At 57.2% G+C, this 19,499-nt stretch carries 18 protein-coding genes and 1 pseudogene; 12 read left to right on the plus strand and 7 right to left on the minus strand.

Annotation, left to right across the window (positions count from 1 at the left end; genetic code table 11):
• Positions 1 to 89 precede the first annotated feature (89 nt).
• The 5 genes from C6A40_RS14210 to rnd all read left to right on the plus strand — a co-directional run bounded on the left by C6A40_RS14210 (position 90) and on the right by rnd (position 6,469).
• Positions 90 to 2,000, plus strand: a complete 1,911-nt coding sequence (locus C6A40_RS14210; protein ID WP_023293935.1) for an ATP-dependent DNA helicase — start codon at positions 90 to 92, stop codon at positions 1,998 to 2,000.
• A gap of 66 nt (positions 2,001 to 2,066) precedes the next feature.
• Entirely contained in the window at positions 2,067 to 2,762 is a 696-nt protein-coding gene (gene tsaB, locus C6A40_RS14215; RefSeq protein WP_023293934.1) for a tRNA (adenosine(37)-N6)-threonylcarbamoyltransferase complex dimerization subunit type 1 TsaB, read from the plus strand.
• A 37-nt stretch (positions 2,763 to 2,799) separates the two neighbouring features.
• A complete protein-coding gene (locus tag C6A40_RS14220) occupies positions 2,800 to 3,381 on the plus strand; it encodes a Slp family lipoprotein (RefSeq protein WP_023293933.1) in 582 nt (193 codons plus the stop codon).
• Between the two features lie 203 nt (positions 3,382 to 3,584).
• Positions 3,585 to 5,270, plus strand: coding sequence for a long-chain-fatty-acid--CoA ligase FadD (gene fadD, locus C6A40_RS14225; protein WP_014884268.1), 1,686 nt, complete (start codon positions 3,585 to 3,587; stop codon positions 5,268 to 5,270).
• Between the two features lie 83 nt (positions 5,271 to 5,353).
• Positions 5,354 to 6,469 carry a ribonuclease D gene (gene rnd / locus C6A40_RS14230; protein WP_123060062.1) on the plus strand — a complete coding sequence of 372 codons (1,116 nt, stop codon included), beginning with the start codon at positions 5,354 to 5,356 and terminating at the stop codon, positions 6,467 to 6,469.
• A gap of 73 nt (positions 6,470 to 6,542) precedes the next feature.
• Here the strand turns inward: rnd and minE are convergent, their stop codons facing one another.
• The 3 genes from minE to minC are packed head-to-tail and all read right to left on the minus strand — an operon-like array spanning position 6,543 to position 8,359.
• A complete protein-coding gene (minE, locus tag C6A40_RS14235; protein ID WP_008500504.1) occupies positions 6,543 to 6,812 on the minus strand; it encodes a cell division topological specificity factor MinE in 270 nt (89 codons plus the stop codon).
• A 3-nt stretch (positions 6,813 to 6,815) separates the two neighbouring features.
• Positions 6,816 to 7,628 carry a septum site-determining protein MinD gene (gene minD / locus C6A40_RS14240; RefSeq protein ID WP_008500505.1) on the minus strand — a complete coding sequence of 271 codons (813 nt, stop codon included), beginning with the start codon at positions 7,626 to 7,628 and terminating at the stop codon, positions 6,816 to 6,818.
• A gap of 23 nt (positions 7,629 to 7,651) precedes the next feature.
• On the minus strand, positions 7,652 to 8,359 hold the full coding sequence (gene minC / locus C6A40_RS14245) for a septum site-determining protein MinC (RefSeq protein ID WP_114191298.1): 708 nt from the start codon (positions 8,357 to 8,359) through the stop codon (positions 7,652 to 7,654).
• A gap of 123 nt (positions 8,360 to 8,482) precedes the next feature.
• Here minC and C6A40_RS14250 point away from each other — a divergent pair, with 123 nt between their 5' ends.
• The 3 genes from C6A40_RS14250 (at position 8,483) to C6A40_RS14260 (ending at position 9,999) form a co-directional block, all read left to right on the plus strand.
• Positions 8,483 to 8,758, plus strand: coding sequence for a YcgL domain-containing protein (locus tag C6A40_RS14250; RefSeq protein WP_045335000.1), 276 nt, complete (start codon positions 8,483 to 8,485; stop codon positions 8,756 to 8,758).
• Between the two features lie 47 nt (positions 8,759 to 8,805).
• Positions 8,806 to 9,465, plus strand: coding sequence for a fumarylacetoacetate hydrolase family protein (locus C6A40_RS14255; protein WP_114191299.1), 660 nt, complete (start codon positions 8,806 to 8,808; stop codon positions 9,463 to 9,465).
• A gap of 93 nt (positions 9,466 to 9,558) precedes the next feature.
• Complete coding sequence (locus tag C6A40_RS14260) at positions 9,559 to 9,999, plus strand: YcgN family cysteine cluster protein (RefSeq protein WP_008500509.1); 441 nt, start codon at positions 9,559 to 9,561, stop codon at positions 9,997 to 9,999.
• 115 nt (positions 10,000 to 10,114) lie between these two features.
• Here the strand turns inward: C6A40_RS14260 and dsbB are convergent, their stop codons facing one another.
• Complete coding sequence (gene dsbB / locus C6A40_RS14265; RefSeq protein WP_028015880.1) at positions 10,115 to 10,645, minus strand: disulfide bond formation protein DsbB; 531 nt, start codon at positions 10,643 to 10,645, stop codon at positions 10,115 to 10,117.
• Positions 10,646 to 10,788: 143 nt separating this feature from the next.
• Complete coding sequence (nhaB, locus tag C6A40_RS14270) at positions 10,789 to 12,327, minus strand: Na(+)/H(+) antiporter NhaB (RefSeq protein ID WP_023325493.1); 1,539 nt, start codon at positions 12,325 to 12,327, stop codon at positions 10,789 to 10,791.
• 201 nt (positions 12,328 to 12,528) lie between these two features.
• Between nhaB and fadR the strand changes: the two genes are divergently transcribed.
• On the plus strand, positions 12,529 to 13,248 hold the full coding sequence (fadR, locus tag C6A40_RS14275) for a fatty acid metabolism transcriptional regulator FadR (RefSeq protein ID WP_008500512.1): 720 nt from the start codon (positions 12,529 to 12,531) through the stop codon (positions 13,246 to 13,248).
• A gap of 109 nt (positions 13,249 to 13,357) precedes the next feature.
• Here the strand turns inward: fadR and C6A40_RS14280 are convergent, their stop codons facing one another.
• A complete protein-coding gene (locus C6A40_RS14280; RefSeq protein WP_045334993.1) occupies positions 13,358 to 14,890 on the minus strand; it encodes a SpoVR family protein in 1,533 nt (510 codons plus the stop codon).
• A gap of 321 nt (positions 14,891 to 15,211) precedes the next feature.
• Between C6A40_RS14280 and C6A40_RS14285 the strand changes: the two genes are divergently transcribed.
• The 3 genes and pseudogenes from C6A40_RS14285 to C6A40_RS25620 all read left to right on the plus strand — a co-directional run.
• The gene (locus C6A40_RS14285; protein WP_008500514.1) at positions 15,212 to 16,510 is read left to right on the plus strand and encodes a D-amino acid dehydrogenase; all 1,299 of its coding nucleotides are present in this window, start codon (positions 15,212 to 15,214) and stop codon (positions 16,508 to 16,510) included.
• Between the two features lie 9 nt (positions 16,511 to 16,519).
• The gene (gene dadX / locus C6A40_RS14290) at positions 16,520 to 17,590 is read left to right on the plus strand and encodes a catabolic alanine racemase DadX (protein WP_045334989.1); all 1,071 of its coding nucleotides are present in this window, start codon (positions 16,520 to 16,522) and stop codon (positions 17,588 to 17,590) included.
• Between the two features lie 14 nt (positions 17,591 to 17,604).
• A pseudogene (locus C6A40_RS25620) lies at positions 17,605 to 17,751 on the plus strand (hypothetical protein); the annotation flags it as partial.
• On the opposite strand, the gene C6A40_RS14295 reads toward C6A40_RS25620, so the two are convergent.
• A complete protein-coding gene (locus C6A40_RS14295; RefSeq protein ID WP_021240401.1) occupies positions 17,686 to 19,419 on the minus strand; it encodes a potassium/proton antiporter in 1,734 nt (577 codons plus the stop codon). The pseudogene C6A40_RS25620 and the gene C6A40_RS14295 overlap by 66 nt on opposite strands.
• Between the last annotated feature and the right edge of the window lie 80 nt (positions 19,420 to 19,499).

Raw genomic sequence — 19,499 nt, forward strand, 5'->3', positions numbered from 1 at the left:
ATATTGTTCTCGTGTCGTCACTATTTGGGGTGGCACAGGAGAGGATGGGCTGACATAATCCCTGTGCAAAAATACAGTGAGAGAGCACCGTGGCAGACGATTTTTCCCCTGAAGGTCAATTAGCGCAGGCTATCCCCGGCTTCAAACCCCGTGAGCCTCAGCGACAGATGGCGCACGCCGTTGCACGCGCCATCGATAAGGCTCAGCCGCTGGTGGTCGAAGCGGGTACCGGCACGGGTAAAACCTATGCTTACCTTGCGCCGGCGCTGCGGGCGAAAAAAAAGGTGATTATCTCCACCGGTTCGAAAGCGCTGCAGGATCAGCTCTACAGCCGTGATTTGCCCACCGTGGCAAAAGCGCTGAAATATAAAGGCCGTCTGGCCCTGCTGAAGGGGCGCTCCAACTATCTCTGCCTGGAACGCCTTGAGCAGCAGGCGCTGGCGGGCGGTGACCTGCCGGTGCAAACCCTGAGCGACGTCATTATCCTTCGCGCCTGGGCGAACCAGACGGAAGAGGGCGACATCAGCACCTGCGCGAGCGTGCCGGAAGACTCTCCCGCCTGGCCGCTGGTGACCAGCACCAACGACAACTGCCTCGGCAGCGACTGCCCGCTGTATAAAGACTGCTTCGTGGTGAAAGCGCGCAAAACGGCGATGGATGCGGATGTGGTTGTGGTGAACCACCATCTGTTTCTCGCGGATATGGTCGTCAAGGACAGCGGCTTTGGTGAGCTGATCCCGGAAGCGGACGTGATGATCTTCGACGAAGCCCACCAGCTTCCGGACATCGCCAGCCAGTATTTTGGGCAGTCGCTCTCCAGCCGCCAGCTGCAGGATCTGGCGAAAGATTTCACCATTGCTTACCGGACCGAACTCAAAGATACCCAGCAGCTGCAGAAGTGCGCCGACCGTCTGGCCCAAAGCGCCCAGGATTTCCGCTTACAGCTCGGCGAGCCGGGCTATCGCGGCAACCTGCGCGAGCTGCTGGCGGACAAAAACATCCAGCGCGCGCTGCTGCTGCTTGATGACGCGCTTGAGCTCTGCTACGACGTGGCAAAGCTGTCGCTCGGCCGCTCCGCGCTGCTGGACGCGGCCTTCGAGCGCGCCACGCTCTATCGCGGGCGGCTGAAACGGCTGAAAGAGATTAACCAGCCGGGTTACAGCTACTGGTATGAGTGCACCTCACGCCACTTTACGCTGGCGCTGACTCCGCTGACGGTGGCGGATAAATTTAAAGAGGTGATGGCGCAAAAGCCGGGTAGCTGGATCTTCACGTCGGCAACCCTGTCGGTGAATGACGATCTGCACCACTTTACCGAGCGCCTCGGCATTGAGCAGGCGGAGTCGCTGCTCCTGCCCAGCCCGTTCGATTACGAAAAGCAGGCGCTGCTCTGCGTGCCCCGCAACCTGCCGCTGCCGAACCAGCCGGGTGCGGCGCGACATCTGGCCGCGATGTTAAAACCGATGATCGAGGCCAATAACGGCCGCTGCTTTATGCTCTGCACCTCCCACGCCATGATGCGCGACCTCGCCGAGCAGTTCCGCGCGACGATGACGTTACCGGTGCTGCTGCAGGGCGAAACCAGCAAAGGCCAGCTGCTGCAGCAGTTCGTCAGCGCCGGTAATGCCCTGCTGGTCGCAACCAGCAGCTTCTGGGAAGGGGTGGACGTGCGCGGCGACACGCTTTCGCTGGTGATCATTGATAAGCTGCCGTTTACCTCCCCGGACGATCCGCTGCTGAAGGCGCGGATGGAAGACTGTCGCCTGCGCGGCGGCGATCCGTTTGACGAGGTTCAACTGCCGGATGCGGTCATTACGCTTAAGCAAGGAGTAGGGCGCCTAATCCGTGACGTCACCGATCGCGGCGTGCTGGTCATCTGTGATAACCGGCTGGTGATGCGTCCTTACGGGGCAACCTTCCTTGCAAGCCTGCCGCCCGCGCCGCGGACGCGGGACATAAAACGCGCGGTGCGTTTCCTGGCAAACCCAACGGCGGAGTAATTTACCCCGGAGTGTGCTAAGATGCGCGCCATTTTGTGACTGACCCTTGCGAGAGCGCGACGACTGATGCGAATTCTGGCTATTGATACCGCGACAGAGGCTTGCTCTGTTGCTCTGTTGAACGACGGTGCTGTTTCTGCCCATTTCGAAGAGTGCCCACGGGAACACACCCAACGCATTCTGCCCCTGGTAAAAGCCATTTTAACCCAGGGCAACACCTCCTTAACCGACCTCGACGCGCTGGCCTTTGGCCGCGGCCCCGGCAGCTTTACGGGCGTACGTATCGGGATTGGCATTGCGCAAGGGCTGGCGCTGGGCGCCGAACTGCCGATGATCGGCGTCTCTACCCTCGCCACCATGGCACAGGGCGCATGGCGCATGACCGGGGCAACGCGCGTCCTGGCAGCGATTGATGCCCGCATGGGCGAAGTCTACTGGGCCGAATACACCCGCGACGAGCAGGGCGTGTGGCACGGTGAAGAGACGGAAGCCGTGCTTAAGCCGGAAGCGGTGACGGAACGGCTGAAGCAGCTGTCCGGCGAGTGGGCGACCGTCGGTACGGGCTGGCCAGCGTGGCCTGAGATGGCGAACGACACCGGGTTGACGCTGGTGGACGGCAACATGCTTCTGCCGGCTGCGGAAGATATGCTTCCGATTGCCAGCCAGCTGCTCGCAGCAGGAAAAACCGTGGCCGTTGAACACGCGGAACCGGTTTATTTGCGAAACACCGTCGCGTGGAAGAAACTTCCGGGCCGCGAGTGACTCTCAGTAACAGGAACTGAGAAAAAGGAGTCGCATCATGGCGGTTCAGACTAAAGTAGTACGCCTTATTATGGCAGGCGCGGTTGCCATAGCACTGAGCGGATGCGTTTCCGTTCCTGATGCGATTAAGGGCAGCAGCCCGACGCCACAGCAGGATCTGGTTCGGGTGATGAATGCACCTGAGCTGTACGTCGGCCAGGAAGCCCGCTTTGGTGGGAAAGTGATCGACGTGCAGAACCAGCAGGGGAAAACCCGCCTGGAGATCGCCACCGTTCCGCTGGACAGCGGCGCTCGGCCTGTGCTGGGCGAGGCCTCCCGCGGGCGCATCTATGCGGACGTCAGCGGGTTCCTCGATCCGGTTGATTTTCGCGGACAGCTGGTGACCGTCGTCGGGCCGATTACCGGCGCCGTACAGGGCAAAATCGGCAGCACGCCGTATAAATTTATGACCATGCAGGTCAACGGCTATAAGCGCTGGCGGCTGGCACAGCAGGTGATCATGCCGCCTCAGCCGATCGATCCGTGGATGTGGGGTCCACATCCTTATCGTTACGGCTACCCGGGCTGGGGCTGGTATAACCCGGGGCCTGCACAGGTACAGACGATCGTTACTGAGTAACTTACTGTTATTGCTAGAAAAGAGACAGCGGCTCAGCCGCTGTCTCTGTTTTTTTACGGATAAAACGAAAAAAAAGAGTGACGCGCTTCGCAACCTTAAATCTGAACAATTAATAAACTGGTACGCTGAGTTAATATAATGTTAACAAACTGTTTATTATCGGGGTTGTGATGACGACGAACACTCATTTCAGAGGTGATGCATTGAAGAAGGTTTGGCTTAACCGTTATCCCGCAGATGTTCCTGCTGAGATCAATCCTGACCGTTATCAATCCCTGGTGGAATTATTTGAACACTCGGTAAGGCGCTACGCGGACCAGCCCGCATTTGTGAATATGGGCGAGGTGATGACGTTCCGTAAGCTGGAGGAGCGCAGCCGGGCGTTTGCGGCGTACCTGCAGGAAGGGCTGGGGCTGCAAAAAGGGGACCGCGTCGCGCTAATGATGCCGAACCTGCTGCAATACCCGGTGGCGCTGTTCGGTATCCTGCGTGCCGGGATGATTGTCGTTAACGTCAACCCGCTATACACCCCGCGCGAGCTGGAGCATCAGCTTAACGACAGCGGCGCAGTCGCGATTGTCATTGTGTCCAACTTTGCCCATACGCTGGAAAAAGTGGTCGACAAAACCCAGGTGAAACACGTCATCCTGACGCGCATGGGGGACCAGCTCTCCACCGCCAAAGGCACGCTGGTTAACTTTGTCGTCAAATACGTCAAACGTCTGGTGCCAAAATACCATCTGCCGGACGCTATCTCCTTCCGCCGTGCGCTGCATGCGGGCTATCGTATGCAGTACGTTAAGCCGGAAGTGGTCTCAGAAGATCTCGCGTTCCTGCAGTATACCGGTGGGACCACCGGCGTGGCGAAAGGCGCAATGCTGACCCACCGCAACATGCTGGCGAACCTTGAGCAGGTCAATGCAACCTACGGGCCGCTGCTGCATCCCGGCAAAGAGCTGGTCATTACGGCGCTGCCGCTGTACCACATTTTCGCACTGACCATGAACTGCCTGCTGTTTATTGAGCTCGGCGGTCAAAACGTGCTGATTACTAACCCGCGTGATATCCCGGGGCTGGTGAAAGAGCTGGCAAAATACCCGTTCACCGCCATGACCGGGGTAAATACCCTGTTTAACGCGCTGCTTAATAACAAAGAGTTCCAGCAGCTGGACTTCTCCACGCTCCATCTCTCTGCGGGCGGCGGCATGCCGGTTCAGCAGGCGGTGGCCGAGCGCTGGGTGAAGCTTACCGGCCAGTATCTGCTGGAGGGCTATGGCCTGACGGAGTGCGCGCCGCTGGTCAGCGTTAACCCGCATGACATCGACTACCACAGCGGAAGCATTGGCCTGCCCGTTCCTTCCACTGAAGCGAAACTGGTCGATGATAACGATAACGAAGTCGCGCCGGGTGAGCCGGGGGAGCTGTGCGTCAAAGGTCCACAGGTCATGCTGGGTTACTGGCAGCGTCCCGACGCGACCGACGAAATCATCAAAGACGGCTGGCTGCATACCGGTGACATCGCGGTGATGGATGACGAGGGCTTCCTGCGCATTGTCGATCGCAAGAAAGATATGATCCTGGTCTCCGGCTTCAACGTCTATCCGAATGAGATCGAAGACGTGGTCATGCAGCACAGCGGCGTACTCGAAGTGGCAGCGGTCGGCGTGCCTTCCGGCAGCAGCGGTGAAGCGGTGAAGATATTTGTGGTCAAGAAAGATCCTTCTCTCACCGAGGAAGCGCTGATAACGTTTTGTCGTCGTCAGCTGACGGGCTATAAAGTGCCGAAGCTGGTGGAATTCCGCGACGAGCTGCCGAAATCCAACGTCGGGAAGATATTACGACGAGAATTACGTGACGAAGCCCGTGCCAAAGTAGACAATAAGGCCTGAGCTTCACGTTAATCGTCCAGACGCCGGTTAAGCCGGCGTTTTTTATGGGCGCAAACAAAAGAGAATCCGATTTGAATTACCAGATGATCACGACCAACGACGAGCTGGCTTCGCTGTGCGAAGTGACGCGCGACTTTCCTGCCATTGCCCTCGATACCGAGTTTGTCCGTACCCGGACGTACTACCCGCAGCTGGGGTTGATTCAGATGTACGACGGTAAACACGTGTCGCTGATCGACCCTCTCGGCATTACCGACTGGACGCCGATGCGCGATCTGCTGCTCGATACCGCCGTCACGAAATACCTGCACGCAGGCAGTGAAGATCTGGAAGTCTTTCTGAACACCTTTGGCATCATGCCTCAGCCGCTGATTGATACGCAGATCCTTGCGGCGTTCAGCGGGCGACCGCTCTCCTGGGGCTTTGCCGCCATGGTGGAGGAGTATACGGGCCTGACGCTGGATAAAAGCGAATCCCGTACCGACTGGCTGGCGCGTCCGCTTACCGCGCGCCAGCTGGAGTATGCGGCGGCTGACGTGTTTTACCTGCTGCCGATCGCCGGACAGCTGATGAAAGAAGCCGAGGCATCCGGCTGGCTGTCCGCCGCGCTGGACGAGTGCCGTATGACCCAGCTGCGTCGTCAGGAAGTGGTGGATCCGAAAGAGGCCTGGCGCGACATCAGCAACGCCTGGCAGCTGCGTACGCGTCAGCTGGCGTGCCTGCAGCTGCTGGCAGACTGGCGCTTGCGTAAAGCGCGCGAGCGCGATCTGGCCGTTAACTTTGTGGTTCGCGAAGAGCATCTCTGGGCGGTTGCGCGCTATATGCCGGGCAGCCTCGGCGAGCTGGACAGCATTGGGCTTTCGGGCAGCGAAATCCGTTTCCACGGCAAAACCCTGCTGGCGCTGGTCGCAAAAGCGCAGGCGTTGCCGGAAGAGGCGCTGCCGGAACCGCTGCTGAACCTGATGGACATGCCGGGCTATCGCAAAGCGTTTAAGGACATCAAAGCGCTGGTGCAGACGGTGGCTACGGAAAGCAAGCTGAGCGCGGAACTGCTCGCTTCACGCCGTCAGATTAACCAGCTGCTTAACTGGCACTGGAAGCTGAAGCCGCAGAATGGCTTGCCGGAAATGATGGCGGGATGGCGCGGGGAATTGATGGCCGATCGCCTGAATACGCTGCTGGAAGGTTATCCGCGATAAAAATATGCCGGGTGATAAACCCGGCATATTTCCCCGGTGGCGCTGCGCTTACCGGGGCGACGAAATCACAAACCTACGGACGTGACTCTTCCGCTTCCGGGAGCGTCACGTTCAGCTCCAGAATCGAAATATCCCCGTCTTTTTGTTCCAGCTGCACCGTCACCATCTCCGGGTCAATCTGCACGTACTTACAGATCACTTCCAGGATGTCCTTGCGCAGCTGCGGCAGGTAGTGAGGCTCGGCGTCGCTACGACGACGCTCCGCAACGATAATTTGCAGACGTTCTTTTGCGATGTTGGCGGTGTTCTTTTTCCGCGAGAGAAAAAAGTCCAGTAATGCCATAACTTATCCTCCGAACAGGCGTTTGAGGAAACCTTTCTTCTCTTCTTCAATGAAGCGGAAAGGACGTTCTTCTCCCAGCAGACGGTCAACGGTATCGGCGTAAGCTTTACCTGCATCTGCCATTGTATCAAGGATCACTGGCTCGCCCTGGTTAGAGGCACGTAACACGGACTGATCTTCCGGGATAACGCCCACCAGCTTAATGCGCAGGATCTCCAGCACGTCTTCCATGCTCAGCATGTCACCTTTGTTCACGCGGCCCGGGTTGTAGCGGGTGAGCAGCAGGTGTTCTTTAATCGGGTCTTCGCCATTTTCCGCACGACGGGATTTAGAGGCGAGGATCCCGAGAATGCGGTCTGAGTCACGCACGGATGAAACTTCAGGGTTGGTGGTGATGATCGCTTCATCAGCGAAGTAGAGCGCCATCAGGGCACCGGTTTCGATACCGGCAGGGGAGTCACAGACGATGAAGTCGAACTCCATTTTTTTCAGCTCGTCGAGCACCTTTTCTACCCCTTCACGGGTCAGGGCGTCTTTGTCACGCGTCTGAGAAGCCGGGAGAATGTAGAGGTTCTCGGTGCGCTTGTCTTTAATCAGCGCCTGGTTCAGCGTGGCATCGCCCTGAATGACGTTCACAAAGTCATACACGACGCGACGCTCACATCCCATGATGAGGTCGAGGTTACGCAGGCCGATATCGAAGTCGATAACGACGGTTTTCTTTCCCTTCTGGGCCAAACCAGTAGCGATGGCCGCGCTGGAGGTGGTCTTGCCAACGCCTCCTTTACCCGAAGTAACAACAATAATGCGTGCCATAGAAATTCCTTGTTAAAAAGGGATCAATTCAACGGTTGAACGGTCAACGCGTCGTCTGCCAGAAGCAGGCGAGCCGCTTTGGCATAAAATTCGGCTGGGATCTTGTCGCTCAGCCAATATTCACCTGCGATGGACACCAGTTCCGCCGTCAGGTGAGTACAAAATATTTGCGCGTCCCGATCGCCACTTGCACCTGCGAGCGCACGTCCACGCATCATACCGTAAACGTGAATATTGCCATCTGCAATCAGCTCAGCGCCAGCACTGACGTGGCTTGTAACAATCAGATCACAGTTTGGTGCATAAATGCGCTGACCGGAACGAACCGGCACATCAATCATTCGCGTTTTTGTGATGTTTGTAACGTTTTGCGCCGCAGGAGGGGGCGTTTCGACGGCAACGGGTGCCGCACGCGGGGCTTTTTCTTTGCCTTCATTCAGAAGCGGCAGCCCCGCACGGTCAATTTCCGCTTTCAGTTCAGTATCTTTGCAGCCGCTGATGCCGACAATACGCAGTCCGGTCGAGGAGACGGCCTGCTGGAGACGTTTCCAGTTAACCGGCGCTTCAAGACCGCTGACGTTGATCACAACAGGGGCGTGCTTCAGGAAGGCGGGAGCCTGGGCGATTTTGTCTTCTAACGCCTGACGAATAACCTCGGGTTTTGCATCATGCAAATGTACCACTGATAAGGTGAAGCTACTGCCTTTAAGCTCGATGGGCGTGTTTGACATCCTGGCCTTACTCAATTTGCTATTAACCGCAACCACTCGCTGCGATATTCCGAAGAGTATCAGGCATGTTATAGTCAGGAGTATATTGAGGCAAGCAACCACCCATTAATTCAGAGTAAAAACATGTTTTGTGTGATCTACAGAAGTACAACCCGTGACCAGACCTATCTTTATGTCGAAAAGAAAGACGATTTTTCACGCGTGCCTGAAGAATTAATGAAGAGCTTTGGCCGACCGCATATGGCGATGCTGCTGCCGCTTGATGGTCGCAAGAAACTGGTGAATGCCGATCTGGAGAAAGTGAAAACGGCATTAGCCGAGCAGGGCTATTATTTACAGCTTCCGCCGCCACCCGAGAATTTATTAAAACAGCATCTTGAGGCGAACGGTAAAAAATAGTCTCAACTGTTTTTGAGCACAACACATCAACCGTTTAGGGGTCGACCATGTATCAACATCATAACTGGCAAGGTGCATTACTGGATTATCCCGTCAGCAAAGTGGTTTGCGTGGGCAGCAACTATGCAAAACATATTCAGGAGATGGGCAGTGCGACGCCAGAAGAGCCGGTTCTGTTCATTAAGCCTGAAACGGCGCTTTGCGATATTCGCCAGCCGCTGGCCCTGCCGCAGGGGCTCGGCTCGGTGCACCACGAAGTGGAACTCGCCGTGCTGATCGGCGCAACGCTGCGTCAGGCCTCCGAAGAGTATGTGCAAAAAGCGATCGCCGGATACGGCGTGGCGCTGGATCTGACGCTACGCGACGTGCAGGGCAAAATGAAGAAAGCGGGGCAGCCGTGGGAAAAAGCCAAAGGGTTTGATAATTCCTGCCCAATTTCGGCGTTTGTGCCGGTGAGCGAATTTACCGGTAATCCGCAGGATACGCCGCTCAGCCTGAAGGTTAACGGTGAAATCCGCCAGCAGGGCACCACGGCAGACATGATCCATAAGATTGTGCCGCTGGTCGCCTACATGAGCCGCTTCTTTACCCTCAAGCCGGGTGATGTGATCCTGACCGGCACGCCGGAAGGCGTTGGTCCGCTCGCGAGCGGTGATGAACTTGAAGTTGGTTTTAACGGCCTGTCGCTGAAAACCCGCGTGCTGTAACCTCCTCTTGCCGCCTGAAAAGGGCGGCAAAACTTGCAACGACGTGCCAGACTCGTTATAAGGTGCGCTTTCTTTTGACGTGTGGACATCCTGATGAACGACATCCCTTTCTGGCAAAGCAAAACTCTTGACGACATGACCGACGCGGAATGGGAATCCTTATGCGACGGCTGTGGTCAGTGCTGCCTGCACAAGCTGATGGATGAAGACACGGACGAAATCTACTTCACCAACGTGGCCTGCAAGCAGCTGAACATCAAAACCTGCCAGTGCCGCAACTACGAGCGCCGCTTCGAGTTCGAGCCAGACTGCATTAAATTAACCCGTGAGAATCTGCCCACCTTTGAATGGCTGCCGCATACCTGCGCGTATCGCCTGCTGGCGGAGGGGAAAGGTCTGCCTGACTGGCACCCCCTGCTGACCGGTTCAAAAGCGGCGATGCACGGCGAACGTATCTCCGTGCGCCACATTGCGGTGAAAGAGTCCGAGGTGCGGGACTGGGAAGATCACATCATGAACCACCCGACCCGTTGAGATTAAAAAACCCGCCGAAGCGGGTTTTTTATTGTGCGCTGTTGTGTCGGGTGGCGCTGCGCTTACCCGACCTACAAAACCGTAGGCCCGCGCAAGCGAAGCGCCGCCGGGCGAATTAGCGTCCGAACAAATCGCGTTTCTTCGGTTTGAACGGCTGAGCGATCAACACCAGCAGCGCCACGACGAAGTAGGCGGCAAAAATGCCCACCAGCCACTGCGGCATCTCGAGGGTCAGGAATTCCCACTGGCGAACGGAGCAGTCACCGGAGGCAACAAACACCTGCGGCAGCCATTTATCCAGCGGCAGCCAGCTCGGGAAGCGGGCGGCAAAATCGCAGGTCATAAACGGTGACGGATGCAGCTGCATCATCGTGTGCTGCCAGGAGAGTTCAATGCCTTTCCAGGCGCTGTAGAGCCAGATTGCGATCCCGGCATAGCGAAGCGGCGACTTCGGCGCAATCGCGCCGACCAGGCCAGCCCCCATAATGCCGAACAGCGCGCAGCGTTCGTAAATACAGAGCACGCAAGGTTTGAGTCCCATTACGTGCTGGAACCACAGCGCGACCATTTCCAGCGCAAAGGCGGTCAGGGCCATTAACAACCACGCTCCGCGACCGCGGGAGCACTGGTTTAAAAATCTCAACATAATCATTTCCCTGGAACATGCTTAGAAAGCGCAGTGTAAACGAATTCGTTTTTCGCGCCACCTGTACCTGGCGAAATAAAACGTAATTGGATGTTTATCGTGCGAAAAGGCAAACGGGCAGCGAACTGCCCGAGTTACAGTGTTTACTGCGCCGCAAGTATACCCGCTTGTATCAACCATTGCGTACAGGGAATAAGGGTAATTTTGACGCAAAGCAATCCCACGATCGTAAGCACCAGCGTATAGGGCAGGGCCATCCAGACCATTCTTCCATAAGAAAGACGTATGAGTGGCGCAAGGGCGGAGGTCAGCAGGAACAGGAAGGCGGCCTGGCCATTGGGTGTCGCCACCGACGGCAGGTTGGTACCGGTGTTGATCGCCACGGCCAGCAGTTCAAACTGTCCGGCGCTGATCACGCCTTGCTCCATCGCGGTCTTAGCCTCGTTAATGTAAACCGTCCCGACAAAGACGTTATCAGAGATCGACGAGAGCAGGCCGTTAAACAGGTAAAACAGCGACAGCTGAGCATCCGGCGATGCCCGTAAGACAAAGGCAATAATCGGCGCGAACAGGTGCTGGTCGATTATCACCGCCACGACCGCAAAGAACACCGCCAGCAGGGCGGTAAACGGCAGCGCTTCGGTGAAGGCTTTGCCGATGGCATGCTCATCCGTCACGCCGGTAAAGGTGGTGGCGAGAATAATCACGGACAGACCAATCAGCCCCACTTCAGCAAGATGGAACGCCAGCGCGGCGATAAGCCAGACGCCGATGATCCCCTGTGCAATCAGGCGCAGCGTCTCCTGGCGCGTCCGCTGGCGTCGGCTCTGCAGATCGAATTTATGCAGCTCCTGACGTACCGGCTCCGGGAGTTGTGCCCCGTAACCAAAGAGGCGAAACTTCTCCACCAGCAAACAGGTCGCCAGACCGCAGATCAGCACCGGCACGCTCACCGGGGCCATTCTCAGGAAGAAATCACCGAAGTGCCAGCCCGCCGCTTTCGCAATGATCAGGTTTTGCGGCTCGCCCACCATCGTCATCACGCCCCCCAGGGCGGTACCCACCCCGGCATGCATCATCAGGCTGCGCAGGAAGGCGCGAAACTGTTCCAGTACCTCGCGGTTATGCGCATCGACATGGCTGTCATCCTGCAGATCCTCACCCGGACGAGAGGAGGCCACGCGGTGATAAATACCGTAAAACCCCACCGCGACGCTTATCACCACCGCGACGACCGTCAGCGCGTCCAGGAAGGCTGACAGGAAGGCGGCCGCAAGGCAAAACGCCAGCGAGAGAACCGTTTTCGACGGAATGCTGAGCAGCAGGCGCGTAAAGATAAACAGCAGCAGCTGTTTCATAAAGTAGATGCCCGCCACCATAAACATCAGCAGCAGAAGCACTTCAAGATTTGAAGCCAGCTCTGCTTTGACATGCTCGGCTGAGGTCATGCCAATCACTACCGCTTCAAACGCCAGCAATCCGCCCGGCAACAGGGGATAGCATTTCAGCGCCATCGCCAGGGTGAAGATAAACTCCGCGACCAGCAGCCACCCGGCAACGAACGGGTTCACGTAAAAGAGGAGAGGGTTAACGACCAGGAACACCAGCAGTATCAGTTTGTACCAGTCAGGAGACTGGCCTAAAAAATTGCGCCACAGGGCGCGCCCAAAAGAAATTTCCACGACAGACGTCCTTCCCCGTCAAGTAAGACAAAACATCAGTATACGCAAAATTCACGGTCCAGACGCGGATAAGACTGCATTGTAAATTTCATAAAAATGAAACGGCGATCCCTCTTTTCTCTCTTTGCCGCGCTACCTGCCACTGCACGCCTCTGGTATGATGAGTCCAATTTGCTAAAGCTGTGTAATGGAAATCTCACTATGGTCATTAAGGCGCAGAGCCCGGCGGGTTTCGCGGAAGAGTACATCATTGAAAGCATCTGGAATAATCGTTTCCCTGCGGGGTCCATTCTTCCGGCTGAACGCGAACTCTCTGAACTGATTGGCGTCACTCGCACCACGCTGCGTGAAGTGCTTCAGCGACTGGCGCGCGATGGCTGGTTGACGATCCAGCACGGCAAGCCAACAAAAGTGAACAACTTCTGGGAAACCTCCGGGCTGAACATTCTTGAAACGCTGGCGCGTCTCGATCATGAAAGCGTGCCGCAGCTCATTGATAATCTGCTCTCCGTTCGCACCAACATCGCGACGATCTTTATTCGTACGGCTTTCCGCCAGCATCCGGAAGATGCGCTTGCGGTGCTGGCCAGTGCCAACGAGGTGGAAGATCACGCCGACGCGTTCGCCACCCTCGATTACAACGTCTTCCGTGGGCTGGCGTTTGCCTCCGGCAACCCGGTGTACGGTCTGATCCTCAACGGTATGAAGGGACTCTACACCCGCATTGGCCGCCACTACTTTGCCAATCCCGAAGCCCGCAGCCTGGCGCTGGGCTTTTACCATAAGCTGAGCAAGCTGTGCTCCGAAGGTCTGCACGATCAGGTGTATGAGACGGTGCGCCGCTACGGTCACGATTCCGGTGAAATCTGGCACCGTATGCAGAAAACGCTGCCGGGTGATTTGGCGATTCAGAGCCGCTGAAATAAAAAACCTCTCGTGTGAGAGGTTTTTTTTCGCCCGGTGGCGCTTCGCTTACCGGGCCTACAAAACCCGTAGGCCGGGTAAGGCGTAGCCGCCACCCGGCAAAAAACTACAGCGTATTCAACCGCGCTGGGCAGCGTTCAAGCAGCTCGACGCTCCCGTCTTCATTCTGCTGCTCCAGCTGCACGTCAAAGCCCCACAGGCGATGCACGTGCTTCAGCACCTCTTTACGCCCTTTATCCAGCGGCGCGCGATTGTGCGGGATATAGCGCAGCGTCAGGGAGCGGTCACCGCGCAAATCCACGTTCCACACCTGAATGTTGGGTTCAAGATTGCTCAGGTTGTACTGGGAAGAGAGTCGAGAGCGGATCTCACGGTAACCCTCCTCGTTGTGGATTGCGGAGATCTCCAGATAGTTGTTGCGGTCGTCATCCAGCACGGTGAAGAAGCGGAAATCACGCATGATCTTCGGCGACATAAACTGGCTGATGAAGCTCTCATCCTTAAAGTCGCGCATCGCAAAGTGCAGCGTTTCCAGCCAGTCAGATCCGGCGATATCCGGGAACCAGTACTTGTCTTCTTCCGTCGGCGACTGACAGATACGCTTAATGTCCTGGAACATGGCGAAGCCAAGGGCATACGGGTTAATCCCGCTGTACCACGGGCTGTTATAGGGCGGCTGGAACACCACGTTGGTATGGCTGTGGAGGAACTCCATCATAAACCGCTCGGTGACTTTCCCCTCGTCGTACAGGTGGTTGAGGATGGTGTAGTGCCAGAAGGTCGCCCAGCCTTCGTTCATCACCTGCGTCTGTTTTTGCGGGTAGAAATACTGGCTCACCTTGCGCACGATGCGCAGGATCTCACGCTGCCACGGCTCCAGCAGCGGGGCGTTCTTCTCCATAAAATAGAGCAGGTTTTCCTGCGGCTCGGACGGATAACGCCGCGCTTCGGCGATCGTTTTTTCTTCCTCACGCTTCGGCAGGGTGCGCCACAGCATGTTCACCTGGCTTTGCAGATACTCTTCGCGGCTTTTCTGCCGGGCCTTCTCCTCCTGCAGGGAGATTTTCTGCGGACGTTTGTAGCGGTCTACGCCGTAGTTCATCAGCGCGTGGCAGGAGTCGAGCAGTTTTTCCACTTCGTCCACGCCGTAGCGCTCTTCGCAGTCGGTAATGTATTTACGGGCGAAGATCAGGTAATCGACGATGGAGCTGGCATCCGTCCAGCTGCGGAACAGGTAGTTATTCTTGAAAAAGGAGTTATGCCCGTAGCAGGCGTGCGCCATCACCAGCGCCTGCATGGTAATGGTGTTCTCTTCCATTAAATAGGCGATACACGGATTGGAGTTGATGACGATCTCATACGCCAGACCCTGCTGGCCGTGCTTATACAGCCGCTCCGTTTCGATAAATTTCTTACCAAACGACCAGTGCGGATAGTTAATCGGCATCCCGACGCTGGAGTAGGCGTCCATCATCTGTTCGGACGTAATGACTTCAATCTGATGGGGATAGGTATCCAGGCGATACAGTTTTGCAACCCGGTCGATTTCGGCGAGGTAAATATCCAGCAGCTCGAAGGTCCAGTCGGGTCCATCGCTCAGACGTGTGTTGTCCTTGTTCAGGGAATCAATAGTAGCCATTAGCGCGCCCTCGTTGTGGGTGCTCTCTCTGTCTGGAGAGCCTCCTTTCAAGCATAGATCAACGTGTTAAAAAGCGTGCTGGGGCAGAAATTTTTTCTTTGCGATTTCGCGTTTTTGATACGGCAAAAAAAGGGCGTCCATCAGCATATTATGCTGGTTAAAAATAACGCGCAGCAGGAGATCCCAAATTAGCACTATCCCCTGATGCTGGGGGATGTGTGAGGTAAGTCACCATAAAAAAGTCGTATGTTGAATAATATTTTCAACTAGGTTATCAATCTGTAATTAGAAGATTGTTCTTTTGCACATAATGGAGTGGCTATGCGTGTTGTCATACTGGGAAGTGGTGTCGTTGGGGTAACCAGCGCCTGGTATTTAAGTCAGGCGGGACATGACGTCACCGTTATCGATCGTGAGTCAGGCCCCGCGCTGGAAACCAGCGCGGCGAACGCCGGGCAAATCTCTCCGGGCTATGCGGCACCGTGGGCAGCGCCGGGCGTTCCGCTGAAAGCGATTAAATGGATGTTCCAGCGCCACGCGCCGCTGGCCATCAGCCTTGACGGCACGCAGTTCCAGCTGAAGTGGATGTGGCAGATGCTGCGCAACTGCGACACACGCCACTACATGGAGAACAAAGGGCGCATGGTGCGCCTGGCGGAATACAGCCGCGACTGTCTGAAAGCGCTGCGCGCCTCAACCGGGATTGAGTACGAAGGCCGTCAGGGCGGAACGCTCCAACTGTTCCGCACCGAACAACAGTATGAAAACGCCACCCGCGATATCGCCGTGCTGGAAGATGCTGGCGTACCGTATCAGCTGCTGGAAGCCAGCCAGCTTGGTCAGGTTGAACCTGCGCTGGCGGAAGTGGCGCATAAGCTGACGGGCGGCCTGCGCCTGCCGAATGACGAAACCGGCGACTGCCAGCTCTTTACGCAGCGTCTGGCGCAGATGTGCGAGCAGGCAGGGGTGAAATTCCGGTACAACACCTCTGTCGACAAGCTGCTGTCGGAAGGGGAAAAAATTTACGGCGTGAAGTGTGGCGAAGAGGTGATCAAAGCGGATGCCTACGTCATGGCGTTTGGTTCGTACTCCACCGCGATGCTGAAGGGCATTCTCGATATTCCGGTCTACCCGCTAAAAGGCTACTCGCTGACCATTCCGGTAAAAGAGGAGAGCGGCGCACCGGTCTCTACCATTCTGGATGAAACCTATAAAATCGCCATTACCCGCTTCGATAACCGCATCCGCGTAGGCGGCATGGCGGAGATTGTCGGCTTCAACACCGAACTGCTGAAACCGCGTCGTGAAACGCTGGAGATGGTGGTAGGGGACCTCTTCCCGCGCGGTGGCTTTGTCGAGCAGGCGACCTTCTGGACCGGCCTGCGTCCGATGACGCCGGACGGCACGCCGATTGTCGGGCGCACGCCGTTCAAAAACCTGTGGACCAATACCGGACACGGTACGCTTGGCTGGACGATGGCCTGCGGCTCCGGGCAGCTGCTGAGCGACCTGATTTCCGGACGCACGCCGGCCATTCCGTTTGACGATCTCAGTGTCGCGCGCTATCAATCGGGGTTTACGCCTTCGCGTCCACAGCACCTGCACGGCGCGCATAACTAAGGAGCTGTCATGTCCCGTCCTGTTCTCGCTCAGCTGAACCTGCAGGCCCTGAAGGATAACCTGCAGATTGTTCGTCGGGCAGCACCTGGCGCACGCGTGTGGTCGGTGGTGAAAGCGAATGCCTACGGCCACGGCATTGACCGTATCTGGAGCGCGCTGAGCGCCACCGATGGCTTTGCGTTACTCAATCTGGAAGAGGCCATTCTGCTGCGCGAGCGCGGCTGGAAAGGGCCCATACTGCTGCTGGAGGGGTTCTTCCACGCCGACGATCTGCCGCTGCTGGATAAGTACCGGCTGACCACCAGCGTTCACAGCAACTGGCAGATCAAAGCGATTCAGGATGCGAAGCTCCACGCGCCGCTGGATATCTATCTCAAGGTCAACAGCGGCATGAACCGCCTGGGCTTCCAGCCTGAGCGGGTGCATACGGTCTGGCAGCAGCTGCGCGCGCTGAAGAACGTGGGTGAAATGACGCTGATGGCGCACTTTGCCGACGCGGAAAAACCGGACGGCATTGCCGATGCCATGGCCCGCATTGAGCAGGCGGCAGAAGGGCTGGACTGCCCGCGCTCGCTGTCCAACTCGGCGGCCACGCTGTGGCATCCCGAGGCGCATTACAACTGGGTGCGTCCGGGGATCGTTCTGTACGGCGCGTCGCCCTCGGGCCAGTGGCAGGATATCGCCAACAGCGGCCTGAAGCCGGTTATGACCCTGCGCAGCGAAATCATTGGTGTGCAGACCCTGAAAGCTGGCGACACGGTGGGCTACGGTAGCCGCTATCGGGCAAAGGGCGAGCAGCGGATTGGTATCGTGGCGGGCGGCTATGCCGACGGCTACCCGCGCATTGCGCCGACCGGTACGCCTGTGTGGGTCGATGGGGTCCGCACGGGAACGGTAGGCACCGTTTCTATGGATATGCTGGCCGTTGACCTGACGCCCTGCCCGCAGGCGGGTATCGGTTCGCCTGTCGAGCTGTGGGGTAACGAAATCAAAATTGATGACGTGGCGGCCGCGGCGGGCACGGTAGGGTATGAACTGATGTGTGCCCTGGCACCGAGGGTGCCGGTTGTGACGGTGTAACGTATGTTCGCCGGGTGGCGCTAACGCTTACCCGGCCTACGTTCGAGGGTTTTGTAGGCCGGGTAAGGCGAAGCCGCCACCCGGCAAAAAAACCGCTACTCCGCTTCCTCTTCCATCGGCCTCAAACCGACTTTCCTTACCGCGTTATCTTCTTTCTCTGCTACCGTCCAGATCATCCCGGCAAACTCTACCTGATCGCCCACGACCGGGGCAGCGCCAAGCCGCTGCTGGATGATTTCGCCCAGCGTTTGCTGGCTATCTCCGTCTTCAGCACCTTCATCCAGGCCGTAAATCAGCGCCACATCGGCAAACCTGGCGCTGGCTTCCAGAATAAAATCGCCGAAGAAACGCTGGTCCAGCGCCACCGGCGGCGACTGGCTGAACAACTTGCCCAGCGCGGGCAGGTCACGCTCGCGGCCAATCACGCAGAGAATATCCCCTTCGCGCAGGCGTGTGCTGCCGGTAGGGTGCAACAGGACATTGTCGCGGAACAGGGCGGCAATGCGCGTTTCGGCCGGCATGTGCAAATCGCGCAGCGAAGCGCCCACGCACCATTTGTCGGCGCTCAGCTGATAGACGAACTGCTCCCACGGGTTTTCCGGATGAATGTCGAGCCCCACCCGCGACACCGGCCAGCCCACGGGAGGGACCACCACTTTTGCTTTTTTCGCCGCCCACCCGAGGGACGTTCCCTGGAACAGCAGCGAAATCAGCACCACGAAGAAGGCCACGTTAAAGAACAGCCGGGCGTTATCCAGACCGGCCATCATCGGAAAGACCGCAAGAATAATCGGAACCGCGCCGCGCAGACCCACCCAGCTGATAAAGACGCGCTCGCGCAGGTTGAAGCCGCGAAACGGCAGCAGGCCAGCAAATACCGACAGCGGACGGGCGAAGAAGATCATCCACGCAGACAACAGCAGCGCCGGAACGGCGATGGGCAGCAGGTCCGATGGGGTAACCAGAAGACCGAGCACCAGGAACATGCCGATCTGCGCCAGCCATGCCAGGCCGTCGAAGTTCTGCAAAATGGCATGGCGGTTGCGAATAGGGCGGTTGCCCATCAGGAACCCGCAGAGGTAGACGGCGAGAATGCCGCTGCCGTCCAGCGCTGTGGTAACGGCAAAAATGAGAATGCCGCCGCTCAAGGCCAGCAGCGGGTAAAGCCCCGCGGGCAGCGAGATGCGGTTGATCATCTGCTGTAAGAGGTATCCCCCCGCCAGGCCAATAACAATCCCCAGCCCGAACTGCTGCAGGATATGCCACGCAAACATCCAGCTGAGCCCCGTCTCGTGCTGCTGGATCATCTCAATCAGCGTGATGGTGAGAAACACCGCCATCGGGTCGTTGCTGCCGGATTCAATCTCAAGCGTGGAGCCAACGCGTTCGTTAAGCCCTTTACCGCCGAGCAGGGAAAACACCGCTGCCGCATCGGTTGAGCCCACGATAGCGCCTATCAGCAACCCTTCCATGATATTGAGATGGAAAAGCCACGCGGCCATCATTCCGGTGAGGCCGGAGGTAATCAACACGCCAACCGTCGCGAGCGACAGCGCAGGCCCTAAGGCCACGCGGAAGGAGCTCGCCTGAGTGCGCATCCCGCCGTCGAGCAGGATCACCGCCAGCGCCAGGTTACTCACCATGTAGGCGAAAGGGTAGTTATCGAAAGGGATACCGCCAATGCCATCAATGCCGGCCAGCATGCCGATGGCGAGGAAAATAACAAGAATAGGTATGCCGAGACGCGATGAAAATGAACTTAATAAAATACTGCTGGTTACAAGGACCGAACCCAGAATGAAAAGGCTGATTATCGCTGCGGCATCCAATGTTCTCTTACTCCCACCTCAATGTTAACGCTGTTACTAAAACCCTAACATATTAACGACGGCAACAGCGTTTTATTAAG

It is taken from the genome of Enterobacter sp. GER_MD16_1505_Eko_090 (assembly GCF_003331015.1).
Taxonomy (GTDB): domain Bacteria; phylum Pseudomonadota; class Gammaproteobacteria; order Enterobacterales; family Enterobacteriaceae; genus Enterobacter; species Enterobacter roggenkampii.